Genomic DNA, 12629 nt, shown 5'->3' on the forward strand with positions numbered 1-12629 from the left:
GCAACTGGCTCTAAAATTTGCACAACCCTGAAAATAATTGAGACGCCGCATGTCCAAGCTTGCCGCTTTAGATGGCCTTTTAGAGCTGTATTACCAGCTGAACTACCATAAGAACCCGGAAATCTACCAGCGCCTGCAGGATGTGCAGGCCTGGCAGAAACTGCGCATGCAGCGCACCCACGCCCGGCATTTTGCCGAAAAGCAGAATGCGCTGATGGCGGAATACTTCCTGAACCGGCTATACGGCGGGCCGGACTTTGACGCGCTGGCGCAGCAGATTGCCCGCCTGAACAAATATGCCCACAAAGCCGAAAAGCTGATTCCGGCAAATGCCATTAAAACCGGCACCTCCGGCGTGTCTTTGGCGATTCTCGCGGTGCAGCTGGATGAGCAGGTCGCCATGCAGCTGCTGCAGGACTATCATCCCCATGAAGCGCTGAGCGATGAGATGATGCGCCAGACCTACTTAAAGCTGGATCAGGGCCAGGGGCGCCTGCAGCAGCTGGATCTGCTGGATCTGCTGGGCAAAAGCCTGGACACCTACATGCGCTCATTTGTGGTCTACGCCGCCTTTAAAATGTGCAAGGGCGCAGCCGCCAAATACAGTTTCAACGTCATGTATGAATTCATGCAGGATGGCTTTTTGGCCATGAAACCGCTAAAGTCTGCAGAGAAGTTCGTCAAAGACTTCAGCGCGGTTGAACGGCAGATTATCGCAAAAGTGCATGCCGGCGATGCTGCGCCATTCCAGTAAAGCCTGCGCGCAAAACGTGAACTTTTCTGTATATTATTCATAACAATTGCATGATGACTGCTGTATAAGCGCCAAGAATCTGTCATCATGCATGCACCGCAGCATTCACCCTATTTTTCTGTTAGGAGCGACTCTCATGTCTAATGAAAATCAAACGCCGGCCGCAGCGGCGGAACCGGCACAAAATAAAGACACCGCGAGTCCATTCTTAACCGAACCGCTGCCGCAGGGCGCGCCGCAGGGCCAGCAGCAGTCCTTAGAGCAGCGCCTGACCGATGCGCCGGCAGCCGGCTCAGTGCCGAAATACAACCTGCCGCGCGGCGCCAATACCGGCAACGTCGGCGCAACCACGCACTTCGGCTATCAGACCGTCAGCAGCGAAGACAAAGCGCAGAAAGTCGCGGAAGTATTCCATTCCGTGGCCAGCAAATACGACATTATGAATGACCTGATGTCATTCGGCATTCACCGCCTGTGGAAGCGTTTCGCGATCAATATGTCCGGCGTGCGCCGCGGCCAGCATGTGCTGGACATTGCCGGCGGCACAGGCGACCTGGCCAAAGTCTTCAGCCGTGAAGTCGGCCCGGCAGGCCATGTGGTGCTGTCAGACATCAACGAATCGATGCTGAATGTCGGCCGTGACCGCCTGATTGACGCCGGCTGCACCAATGTCGATTTCGTTTTAGCCAATGCGGAAACTTTAGAGCCGTTTGCGGACAACAGCTTTGACCTGCTGACCATTTCGTTCGGCCTGCGCAACGTGACCGATAAGGACGCAGCGCTGGCAGCCATGTACCGCGTGCTGAAGCCGGGCGGCCGCCTGCTGGTGCTGGAATTCTCCAAGCCGGTATTTGAGCCGTTCTCCAAGCTGTACGACCTGTATTCATTCACCGCGCTGCCGGTCATGGGCAAAATCATCGCCAATGACGCTGAAAGCTACAAATACCTGGCCGAATCGATCCGCATGCATCCCGACCAGCGCACGCTGAAAGGCATGATGGAAAATGCCGGCTTCCAGAACTGCGACTACCATAACCTGACCGGCGGCATTGTCGCGGTTCACCGCGGCTTTAAGCTCTAAGCGGCTCAGGTCAGACTTATGTGGGCAATTCTAGCGCTGGGCGCCGCCGAACGATTAATTCACCATGTCATTGATTTGGATGCGCTTAGCCGCATCCAGCTCAACACGCTGCAAGGCAAAATGCTGCGGGTCGTGATTGCCTCGCCGCAGCTGTCGGTTGATGTGTTCTTTGATGACGGCAAAGTCCGCCTGGAGCCAACCGCCGCGGGGCATGCTGAAAGCGCTTCCATTTTTGAGCAGCGCCCGTTTGAACAGGCCGCTCAAATGACCGAAGCCACGGCCACGCTGCAGGTCAAAAACACGGTTGAACTGATCCGGCTGCTGCTGGCGGATGAGGTCGGCACGATTCCTGTGCAGGGCGACTACCGCATGCTGCAGGAGATTCAGCGCATCATCAGCCAGGCCGAGCCTGACCTGGCCGCGCATTTATCGCCGTGGATCGGCCCCGCCCTCGCGCATGAAATCGGCAAAATCCAGCTGGCGCCGAAGCATTTGAAGCGCGCGCTGCAAAGCCATCTGTTCTTTGCCGAAGACGCCTTGAAAGAGGACTCCGGCCTGCTGGCGCCGCGCTGGCAGATGGATGACTTAAATCAGGATACCCGCCTGCTTAATCAGAATTTAGACCGCGTAGAAGCCAAAATCCGGCAGCTGCAGGCGCAAATTGACGCTTTACAAGATACAACTCAAAACTAGGTATTTGCTCTTATGATTCCGCACCTTACACGTTTACTCGACCTTTGGCGCATCGCCGCGCACTATAGACTCGACACGTTGTTCCCTGCGGAAGAGCTGCCTGAAAAAACGCGCCATATCCTGCGCGTCATCCGCATGCACCCGGCCGCGTGGTCCAGCAGGGAGCGCAAGAATCCGCTCAAGCTGAAGCAGGCGCTGGAAGATATGGGGCCTTTGGCGATTAAGCTGGGGCAGCTGCTGTCCACCCGCCGCGACCTGATTCCGCCTGAAGTCCTGCAGCAGCTGGTGCTGCTGCAGGACCGGGTCAAGCCTTTCGGCTCAGATGTGGCGAAAATGCGCATTCAGCAGTCGCTGAAGGCCGACATCGGCACCCTGTTTGCCCGCTTTGATGAACAGCCTTTAGCAGCGGCCTCAATTGCGCAAGTGCATACCGCTGCCCTGCATGACGGCCGCGAAGTGGTGGTGAAAGTCACCCGCCCCGACATCCGCAGCCAAATTCTGCAGGACTTTGAAATTTTAGAATGGCTGGGCAATTTTCTGGAAAAGCGCCTTGAAGCCGCCCGCGCCCTGCACCTGTCTGAAATCATTCAGGACTACCGCCAGATTATCCTGAAAGAGCTGGACCTGACGCTGGAAGCCGACAATACCCGCCGCATGCGCCACTATTTTACCGGCTCCAGCATGATGTACGTGCCAGAAGTCTATATGGACAGCAAAGACGTGATGGTGGCGGAGCGCATTACCGGCGTGCCGATTTCAGATACTGCAACCTTTGACAAGCTGGGCATGGACCGCAGGGACTTGGCGGAAAAAGGCCTGACCATTTTCTTTACCCAGGTCTTCCGCGACAACTTCTTCCATGCCGACATGCACCCCGGCAACGTCTTTGTCGAGACCATCAATCCGGTCAATCCGCGCTTTATTGCGCTGGACTGCGCGATTATGGGCGAGCTGTCCAGACACGACCAAATGACCGTGGCGCGCATGCTGCTGGCAGTCATGAACAGCGACTTCATGCAGCTGATTCAGATTGTGCATCAGGCCGGCTGGATTCCGCCCGGCACCGATCAGGATGCGCTGGCGCGCGAAATGCGCCGCACCGTCGGGCCGATGGTGTCCAAGCCGATGCATGAGCTGGACTTTGCTGGCATCCTGATTGGCGTGATGGATATTGCGCGGCGCTTCCATCTGGAAATTCCGCCGCAGCTGATGCTGCTGCTGAAAACTCTGGTGCATGTGGAAGGCTTAGGCACAGACTTATACCCTGAACTGGACATTTGGAGCCTGGCGAAGCCAATCCTCAGTGATTGGATCAAGGCGCAAATGAACCCGCAGAAAAACCTGAAAGAGCTGGGGCAGAAGATTCCTGACCTGCTGCTTGGCGCGCAGGACTGGCCAACCCTGATGATTGACAGCCTGAACGGCTTGAAAAACCAGTCAGCCTGGCATGCCAAACAGCTGCATGAGCTGCAGCGCATGCGCCTGCAGATGGAGCATCAGCAGAAGCGCAGCTGGATTTTCGGCAGCCTGATGGCGGTTCTGCTGTCTGTTGCAGTGATTGCGCCGTGGTATGCTTCTATTGTTTTAATTGCGCTGGCCAGCCTGCTTGCCATCTGGCGGATTTTCAAATAAGCGCTGATCATCCTGCGCAGGCTGGCCAATTGACTGACGGCCGGCCTTCGCTTTTTTCAGCAGCTCAAAGCCATTTTACTGAAAACACTTTTAAGTTAAAATTACATGAAATACAAAATGTTACCAATGAATTTAAAAAAATATTCAAGTAATTTTTAATGCTTTACTTTGCAAAATTGATTAAAAAATACCCATAAAATCAAATAACTCATTCAGAGAATCATTGAAATAATATTTTGATTTCATAACTTTATTGCGCAAAAACTCCTGCGGGCAGCTTATATGCGCGCTGGGCTGTGTGTTTTTTTGCTTATTTTTTTTGCTATAACCACAGAACAGCATCTAATAACTATCTTTTAGGGGAAAATAATGTTTAATAACACCTTTAAGTATTCAGTTCTAGCCGTAGCCTTATCCGCAGTATTAACCGCCTGCGGCGGCAGCAATAATTACAACAGCGCAACGCCATTTCAGCCTAAAACCGTCAGCGGCACAGCGGTTGACTTTTATTTAGCCAATGCCACAGTTCAGTTTGATGACTGTGAAGACGCCAACGGCCAGCCGGTTTTTGTTGAAACCGAAAGTGACGGAAGTTTCAGTTTCAGCACTCAGGAAACATGCCAAAGCTCAGCCCTTACCATTACCGGCGGCACAGACACCGTCACCGGCCTGCCATTTACCGGCACGCTGAAACTGAAAGCAGTCAATCTGCAGAACCTGAGCGGAGGCATTCATGTCACGCCGCTGACCACCCTGCAATCCTATTCAGGCTCCAGCCAGAATTCCGGCATTAAGCCCATTCTGGAAAAACTCGGCTTATCGGCAGGCACCATAAATACGCTTGAAAGCCGGGGCTTCGATCTGTCTAAGTTTGACCCGGCAGCTGAAGGATCATCGCAGGATATGGCCGTTCTTTTTATGGTGCAGCAGCTTGCCAACCAGATTGAAGACGGCCTGCAGGCGGCGGATCTGACTTCAGAGCAGGCTACAGCCATCGCTTTCGAATCCATTGCAGAGCAAGTTCAGAACGCCCCGCTATTCAATGCAGGCAGCGTGGCAATTAATGCTGCTGCGCTGCAGGGCATTTTGGATGCGTCTGTCAGCAAGGCTGCTCAGCAAACAGGCGATAATGCCGTCAGTATTGATAAAACCAAAATCAACAGCAACATCAGCACAATTTCAAATGCTTTGGCTGCAGTTGCCAGCAATCCTGATGCACCCGCCGCCAGCCTGCAAACCGCCATTGCATCAGATCCAGCGGTATTGAGCGCCATTCAGGACAGCGTAAAAGCGCCAGTGTATTCCGGCTTCAGCCTGGCCGGCAAGTCAATCGCTGAGCTTAAAAATTCCAGCAGCGCCGCGCCTTTGCCGATCAACTTAGCCGGCATCAGCAATGCGCTGACCGTCGACTTCAAGCTGGACAATGCCAGCACGGCGCTGAAAGACACGGTGAAGCTAGCCTTTAATCTGGCGGTGCAGCGCGGCGCCCTGCAGCAAACGCTGGACGTATCCATCAGCAATATTGCCTTAAACTACAGCAGCAGCGGCGCCATTACATCGGCGGTGATTCCTGCCGGAACCAAAATCAGTATTGCCTCTACGGTAAGCGGCGTAAGCCAGTCCAGCATCACGCTGACCAGTGATGTCAATATTGCAGCAAACGGCGGCGTCATTTCGCTGCAGAACCTGATTGACAGCAATGAATTTATACAAACCAACTACACTATTTATGCAAACAAGCTGGCCGCCAATGACACCGTCAGCGTCACCGCTTTTGTTCTGCCAATGACCTATGTGGTTGACGCCAGCCTTGGACTGACCGCGGCTGCTGCCAATTTTGGCGGAGACAGCTTTATCGGCAGCACGCTCACAGCCTACTTCAAACTGAACTGACCACCGCTTCAAAGCCAGTTTCCGAACTGGCTTTTGCTTTTTTAGGCTTAACTTTGAGTGGTGTTAACTATGCAGCGCAAACTTGCATTATTCTGCAGCGGCCTTTTCATTTCATTGCACAGCGCAGCTGCTCCAAGCGACCTTTTCCTTCAAGCCAAAGACCTGACTGCTGACTCTTCAAGCTCGGCGCTGCACGTCACCTTGGCGGCGGATGCGCTCAATGACACGATTGATGTATTTGACCTTAGGGAAAATGAAGGCATCACCGATACATCGGCAGGCGACTATCAGGGCTTTCATCTGGCCACCTTATACGACTTCAGCCCGGCATGGTCGATTGAAGGCGCTTACTGGCGCCGTGAAATTGACTACGGCCATGACCGCAATAAAATTCACAGCGCCCTACTGGGCGCCCGCTTCAGCCCGGCCTTCAATTTAAGCAAAAATGATGCGGTCAGCTTCCGCAGCAGCTTCTGGCTGAATCAGGCAGACACACTGAGCAAAACCACCCCAACCCAAGTCAACACGCAGACCTTCAATCAGATCAGCGTAGACTCGCCGGAAGACTGGCAGCTGCAGCTGGACGCCATTTTTTCACACCGGCTGAATCCGATGAATCAGCTGAACGCCTTCGCCAGCCTCGGCTACAGCAAAGTTGAAGTCAGCGGCTTGGATATCCAGGCGCTGTATCAGGGCTGCTTAATAAATGTCGCAGTCAACGGCAGCAATCAGTACACCGGCAATTTAGCGCGCCCATGCGATGTGGGCGGCGTGACCCTCACCGACTTGAACGTTCAGGGAAACGCCAGCGACTATGGGCTGGATGTGCAGCAGGATCTGAACTATGACAGCTATTTTGCCAGCGCCGGCGGTTCATGGAACTGGCGCTACAAAAAGTTTGAAAGCCAGCTGGCTTACCAGTATCAGCGCTTATGGCGCGACAGCATTGATGACCGGGTCAGCAGCTTTGGCAATCAGGCCATTAAGGACAACCATACCTTAGGCGCTAAATTCAGCTATGATTTTACGCCCCAAATCACAGGGTTCCTGCAGGGCGAACTGTATCAGCGCAATTTTGTCGGGCAGATTCCATTTTTATACAACAGCATCACCGCAGACCGGCTGGATAAGCGCTATGGCTTAGCCTCGCTGGGCGTTCAGTTCCATCATTTTTAACTCAGCCGAACCCGCTTTTTAAGGCCGCCTTGCATTGACAATACAAGGCGGTTTTTTCAATTCTGAAATGGACTGCGCTGCAGTGCGCCAACGGCAATCCGGGAAAGCAGCGCGCAATTGAATGCAGCCGATTGGCACAAAACCGCATTCAGCCGGGGCGAAAATGACTATGCAGTCATGATTGGGCGCTTATCGCCATTGGGTCAGCCCGGCTTTGCCATAGAATAAATGCACATGTGTATTTTCAGGCGACGCCATGACCCAAATTCTGCAAAAGCGCTCCCCCGCTCTGACCATCCGCGCTGGCGCAATTGCACAGCAGCTGATTGCAAAAGAAGGCCTGCAGGCCAGCCAAGTGGATATTCTGCCGGGCGCGGCCGGCGGGCCAAAAGGCATCGGCATTCAGGGGCTGGATCAGGCGGTTTTCGGAAGTTTCCTGCCGCGCTCGCCGCGCCGGCGCACCCTGATCGGCTCATCCATTGGCGCCTGGCGCTTTGCCAGCATTGCGGCCTGGGGCGCAAAAGCCGGCACGGAGCGCCTAGCTGAGCTGTACACTCATTTGCATTTTGATCAAAAGATGCCGCGCTTTGAAGTCGCGGAAATCTGCAAAAACATGCTGCTGGATTTGCTCGGCGGGCAGCAGCAGCGGCTGATTGATCATCCTCAGTTGCATTTAACTGTGCTTTCAGTCAAGGCGCGCCACTTGTTTGCAAGCGACAAAGCGCTGCCTCTGCTGGCTTCAGTGGCGGGGATTATCGGCAGCAATGCGCTTGGCCGCAGGCATAGCCGCCATTTTATGCAGCGGGTGATCAGCCAGCCGGCTGCCGGCCCGCAGTTTCAAGTCAGCGATGACTTCACGACACATTATCAAACCTTAAATTCAGGCAATGCGCTGGACTGGCTGATGGCTTCCGCCTCAATCCCCGGCGTAATGGCCGCCGTGCGCGGCATTCAGGATGCGCCGCAAGGCAGCTACCGTGACGGCGGGCTGATTGACTATCATCTGGATCTGCCGTTCAGCAGCCAGGGCATTGTGCTGTATCCGCATTTTACCGACAGCATTACCCCCGGCTGGTTCGACAAAATGCTGAAAAGCCGCAAAGCCAGCCCGGAAAATCAGGCGCGCACCCTGCTGCTCTCGCCTTCGGCGGACTATCTGCGCAGCCTGCCTCTGGGCCGCCTGCCTGACCGCAAAGACTTTACTTTAAAGGGCCTGGATCAGCAGCAGCGGATCAGGCTGTGGAAGCAGTCAGTGGCTGAAAGCCAGCGCCTGGGCGATGAATTTCTGGAAATGGCGGAAAAGCAGAATTTTGCGCAGTTTATGCAGCCGCTTTAGGGAGGGTGCGCCATCTTGAATAGGCTTGTATAATCTTTGGCAATTTTGAAGATATTAGAGTTTTATGCGGATTTTTTTGATTTTCGTGCAGTATGCATGCGTGGCCTTCGCCTTATTCCTGTGCTATCAGATCGGCATGGCGCTGTCTTCTCCCCATTATGACTTGATGGAAGTGCTGGCGGATGCCGGAACGCTGTTAATCTGCATCGACTTAGCCGCGTTTTTATTCAGCAGCAAAGCCCCGCAGGGCGCGAGTCTGGAAGAATATGCCAGACAGCTGGAACAGCCGCCGTCCAAGCTGATTTATGTCACACGCAAGCTGGGGCATTTGGGCATTATGCTGATTTTAGTCAGCTGGATTGTGCCGCTGCTGCATGCTTAATGCTTCCTTAGCGCAATAAAAAAACCTCCCAATCGGGAGGTTTTTCTTTTAGAGGCTAAAGATTACTTTGAACCTTTAATCCCTGCCTGAAGCAATAATGCGCCTAAACCGCCGATTTTATTTTCCTGCGGTTTAGCTGCCTGCGGCTTATGGCCATGGCGCGGCGCTTTGTCCTTATGCTCATGATTTTTATCATGGCTTGGACGGCCTTGCGGACGCTTGCCCTGCGGCTTGCGCTCACCGCGCTGTTCCTGATTTTGACCCTGTTCACGGCGCGGCTGGCGCGGCGCTTTCGGCGCTTCTGAACCCTCAGGGCGCATCGACAGGTTCACGCGGCTGCGCTCAGCATCTACAGTTAGTACACGTACTTGTACGATTTGACCCGGCTTCACCACTTTATGCGGATCTGCCACAAACTCATTCGCCAGCTCAGAAATATGCACCAAGCCGTCCTGATGCACGCCGACATCGACAAATGCGCCAAAATTGGTCACGTTGGTGATTACGCCTTCCAGCTGCAGGCCTTCAGTCAGCTGCGATACCTGCGTAATGTCGTCACGGAACTTCGCCGTGCGGAACTCAGGACGCGGATCACGGCCCGGCTTTTCCAGTTCTGACAAAACGTCCTGAATAGTCGGCAGGCCAAACTGCTCATCAGCAAAGGCTGAAGCGTCAACTTGGCGGATGATTTCACTGTTGCCGATGATGTCTTTTACCGCCGCCGCTTTGGCTTCGGCGATTTTTCCTACTAAGGCATAAGATTCTGGGTGAACCGCAGAGGCATCCAAAGGCTCAGAACCGTCCTGAATGCGCAGGAAGCCGGCAGCCTGTTCAAAGGTGCGCTCGCCCAGGCGCGGCACATTTTTCAGCGCCTGACGGTTGTCGAAACGGCCGTTTTCCTTGCGGTATTCGACAATCTGCTGCGCAATGGCTTTGTTTAGGCCGGCAATGTAGCCAAGAATGGCCGCTGAAGCGGTATTGACGTCTACGCCTACCGCGTTCACGCAGTCTTCCACCACGGCATCCAGCGTATTCGCCAAACCGGTCTGGTTGACATCATGCTGATACTGGCCTACGCCAATGGATTTCGGATCAATCTTCACCAGTTCCGCCAGCGGGTCCTGCAGGCGGCGCGCAATCGACACTGCGCCGCGGATTGACACATCAAGCTCAGGCAGCTCATTCGAGGCCAGTTCAGACGCTGAATATACGGACGCGCCAGCTTCAGAAACTGAAACGCGGGTCAATTTCAGCTCAGGGTTGGCAGCCATCATTTCTGCCACAACCGCTTCGGTTTCGCGGCTGGCGGTGCCGTTGCCGATGGCGATTAAATCCACATTGAATTCGCGGCACAGGCGCGCAAGCTCTGCGATAGCGCCGGCTTTGTCATCTTTCGGCGCAAATGGATAAACCGTGCTGTGCGCCAGCACATCGCCGGATGCATTGACAACCGCCAGCTTCACGCCGGTGCGGATGCCCGGGTCTACGCCCAGCGTGCAGCGCGCGCCGGCAGGCGCAGACAGCAGCAGGTGGCGCAGGTTTTCCGCAAACACATTCATCGCTTCCGCTTCCGCAGCCATGCGCTTTTCAGTCAGCAGCGAATGCTCAATTGCAGGGCGCACCTTGCCCAGCCAGAACAGCTTGGCAGTCTGCTTTAAGAAGTCCTGGCGGCTTTGCGGCTGAATGGCATCCAGGCTGTATTCGCTTTCAATGCGGGCCAAAGGCGCATGGTCATCGCCATCAACTTTTAAGCCCAGCACGTTTTCCTGCCGGCCGCGCAGCATCGCCAACAGGCGGTGTGAAGGCACTTTGTTCAGGCTTTCTGAAAAATCAAAGTAATCGCGGAATTTTTTGCCGACTTCTTTTTTCTCGTCGCTTGCGACTAAGCTTTTCAGCAGCGCGGTTTTGGCAAAGGCAGCTTTCAGCTCAGCCGTCAGGGCAATATTCTGCGCCCATTCATCAATCAGAATGTGCTGAATGGCGTCCAGCTGGCTTTCCGTGTCCGGATAATCCGCATGGCTGAAGCCGGCCAAGGCTGCTGCCGGGTCAGCCGCTTCCGCCAGGATTTTTTCCGCGATTGGGCCTAAGCCGGCCTCTTTGGCTTTAAATGACTTGCTGGTGCGTTTCGGACGGTAAGGCGCGTAAATTTCTTCTAATGCATTTTTGGTTTCGGCGCCGTTTACCCGGGCCAGCAAATCGTCTGATAATTTGTCTTGTTCTTTCAGCGATTCAATGACTTTTCCGCGGCGTTCATATAAATCACGTAAATACGATAAGCGCGTATCGAGCTGGCGCAACTGCGTATCGTCTAAGCCCTGGGTTACCTCTTTACGGTAACGCGCAATGAATGGAACGCTGGCACCTTCATCAATCAATTTAATGGCAGCTTCAACTTGATTTGGACGTACGGCAAGTTCTTTTGCCAACTGCTGAACTAAGTCAGTCATCGTATGTGATCCCACAAGGATAAGTTCTAAAAGCCATGATTATAAAGACCAAGGCTATAAAATCCATAGCTGTTTTCATTAATTTATCCGCGGCCTTTATTGCCAATTCACCGCAATTTCACATTTTTGCCTTAAAGTTTTAATGAAACATGAATTTAACCGCTGGAAGCGCGCAGAATATTCCGCCAATGCATGTATGCATTTGGTATCTATGTCTTGATTTTAACTGCGATATTTGTTGCTTTAGAACATAGTAAACAGATACAAATGAATCGTATACTCAAGCGATGCCAACTTTTGTTACGAAGACAATAAAGAATAAGGAGCACATCATGAGTTTAGTCGTACCTGCTGAAAAAACTGATGCCGTACACGCCGATACCGACCGCGTTGAACGCATTCTGGTTGTCGATGATGATGTGCGCTTGCGTACGCTGCTGCAGCGCTTTCTGGAAGATAAAGGCTTTGTAGTCAAAACCGCGCACGATGCAACGCAAATGGACCGCCTTCTGCAGCGGGAACTGTTCTCCCTGATCGTGCTGGATTTCATGCTGCCGGTGGAAGACGGCTTAAGCATCTGCCGCCGCCTGCGCCAGTCCAATATTGACACCCCGATTATCATGCTGACCGCGCGCGGCAGCGACTCTGACCGCATTGCCGGGCTTGAAGCCGGCGCAGACGACTACCTGCCGAAGCCGTTCAACCCGAATGAGCTGCTGGCGCGCATCCGCGCGGTGCTGCGCCGCCAGGTGCGCGAAGTGCCGGGCGCGCCGAGCCAGCAGATGGAAGTGGTGAGCTTTGGCCCGTGGTCGCTTGATCTGTCTACCCGCACCCTGACCCGCGAAGGCCAGGTGGTGACGTTAACCACCGGCGAATTTGCCGTGCTGAAAGCCCTGGTGCAGCATCCGCGTGAACCCTTAACCCGCGACAAGCTGATGAACCTTGCCCGCGGCCGCGAATGGGGCGCGATGGAACGCTCGATTGATGTTCAGGTGTCGCGCCTGCGCCGCCTGGTGGAAGAAAACCCGGCCCGCGCGCGCTATATTCAAACGGTTTGGGGCGTGGGCTATGTCTTTGTTCCAGACGGCGCGGAATAATTCGCCATAAAAGGGCTCCCAGCGCTTGCGCTGCGGAGCCCTTCCATTAAGTTGCAATGGCATGCATTAAGCTGCGGTTCGCCTTGCTTTTGCTGCCTGCGCAGGAAAGCCGCCTTGCAGCGCAATGCCCCGCTGCGC

The 12629-nt window shown here is 54.2% G+C and carries 10 protein-coding genes; 9 read left to right on the plus strand and 1 reads right to left on the minus strand.

Annotation, left to right across the window (positions count from 1 at the left end; all coding sequences use genetic code 11):
* The first annotated feature begins 49 nt into the window (after positions 1-49).
* From RSA72_RS00555 to RSA72_RS00590, 8 genes are all read left to right on the plus strand, one after another.
* Positions 50-754 carry an FFLEELY motif protein gene (locus RSA72_RS00555; RefSeq protein WP_332621812.1) on the plus strand — a complete coding sequence of 235 codons (705 nt, stop codon included), beginning with the start codon at positions 50-52 and terminating at the stop codon, positions 752-754.
* Positions 755-890: 136 nt separating this feature from the next.
* Positions 891-1835, plus strand: coding sequence for a bifunctional demethylmenaquinone methyltransferase/2-methoxy-6-polyprenyl-1,4-benzoquinol methylase UbiE (gene ubiE, locus RSA72_RS00560; RefSeq protein WP_332621813.1), 945 nt, complete (start codon positions 891-893; stop codon positions 1833-1835).
* 18 nt (positions 1836-1853) lie between these two features.
* A complete protein-coding gene (locus RSA72_RS00565) occupies positions 1854-2528 on the plus strand; it encodes a ubiquinone biosynthesis accessory factor UbiJ (RefSeq protein WP_332621814.1) in 675 nt (224 codons plus the stop codon).
* Between the two features lie 12 nt (positions 2529-2540).
* A complete protein-coding gene (locus RSA72_RS00570) occupies positions 2541-4160 on the plus strand; it encodes an ABC1 kinase family protein (protein ID WP_332621815.1) in 1620 nt (539 codons plus the stop codon).
* 369 nt (positions 4161-4529) lie between these two features.
* On the plus strand, positions 4530-6053 hold the full coding sequence (locus tag RSA72_RS00575; protein WP_332621816.1) for a hypothetical protein: 1524 nt from the start codon (positions 4530-4532) through the stop codon (positions 6051-6053).
* A gap of 69 nt (positions 6054-6122) precedes the next feature.
* Complete coding sequence (locus RSA72_RS00580) at positions 6123-7229, plus strand: hypothetical protein (RefSeq protein ID WP_332621817.1); 1107 nt, start codon at positions 6123-6125, stop codon at positions 7227-7229.
* Between the two features lie 256 nt (positions 7230-7485).
* Entirely contained in the window at positions 7486-8565 is a 1080-nt protein-coding gene (locus tag RSA72_RS00585; RefSeq protein WP_332621818.1) for a patatin-like phospholipase family protein, read from the plus strand.
* A 64-nt stretch (positions 8566-8629) separates the two neighbouring features.
* Complete coding sequence (locus RSA72_RS00590) at positions 8630-8947, plus strand: hypothetical protein (RefSeq protein WP_332621819.1); 318 nt, start codon at positions 8630-8632, stop codon at positions 8945-8947.
* Positions 8948-9009: 62 nt separating this feature from the next.
* Here RSA72_RS00590 and RSA72_RS00595 read toward each other — a convergent pair whose 3' ends face one another.
* A complete protein-coding gene (locus RSA72_RS00595; RefSeq protein WP_332632630.1) occupies positions 9010-11394 on the minus strand; it encodes a Tex family protein in 2385 nt (794 codons plus the stop codon).
* Between the two features lie 332 nt (positions 11395-11726).
* Here RSA72_RS00595 and ompR point away from each other — a divergent pair, with 332 nt between their 5' ends.
* The gene (gene ompR / locus RSA72_RS00600; protein ID WP_332621687.1) at positions 11727-12491 is read left to right on the plus strand and encodes an osmolarity response regulator transcription factor OmpR; all 765 of its coding nucleotides are present in this window, start codon (positions 11727-11729) and stop codon (positions 12489-12491) included.
* Positions 12492-12629 lie beyond the last annotated feature (138 nt).

This window comes from Acinetobacter sp. (assembly GCF_036659555.1).
Classification (GTDB): Bacteria; Pseudomonadota; Gammaproteobacteria; order Pseudomonadales; family Moraxellaceae; genus Acinetobacter.

What these genes read in the sequence shown, in the direction of transcription:
- RSA72_RS00555 (WP_332621812.1), top strand. Translation starts at nt 50, where the DNA reads ATGTCCAAGCTTGCCGCTTTAGATGGCCTTTTAGAGCTGTATTACCAG.
- ubiE (WP_332621813.1), top strand. Translation starts at nt 891, where the DNA reads ATGTCTAATGAAAATCAAACGCCGGCCGCAGCGGCGGAACCGGCACAA.
- RSA72_RS00565 (WP_332621814.1), top strand. Translation starts at nt 1,854, where the DNA reads ATGTGGGCAATTCTAGCGCTGGGCGCCGCCGAACGATTAATTCACCAT.
- RSA72_RS00570 (WP_332621815.1), top strand. Translation starts at nt 2,541, where the DNA reads ATGATTCCGCACCTTACACGTTTACTCGACCTTTGGCGCATCGCCGCG.
- RSA72_RS00575 (WP_332621816.1), top strand. Translation starts at nt 4,530, where the DNA reads ATGTTTAATAACACCTTTAAGTATTCAGTTCTAGCCGTAGCCTTATCC.
- RSA72_RS00580 (WP_332621817.1), top strand. Translation starts at nt 6,123, where the DNA reads ATGCAGCGCAAACTTGCATTATTCTGCAGCGGCCTTTTCATTTCATTG.
- RSA72_RS00585 (WP_332621818.1), top strand. Translation starts at nt 7,486, where the DNA reads ATGACCCAAATTCTGCAAAAGCGCTCCCCCGCTCTGACCATCCGCGCT.
- RSA72_RS00590 (WP_332621819.1), top strand. Translation starts at nt 8,630, where the DNA reads ATGCGGATTTTTTTGATTTTCGTGCAGTATGCATGCGTGGCCTTCGCC.
- RSA72_RS00595 (WP_332632630.1), bottom strand. Translation starts at nt 11,394, where the DNA reads ATGACTGACTTAGTTCAGCAGTTGGCAAAAGAACTTGCCGTACGTCCA.
- ompR (WP_332621687.1), top strand. Translation starts at nt 11,727, where the DNA reads ATGAGTTTAGTCGTACCTGCTGAAAAAACTGATGCCGTACACGCCGAT.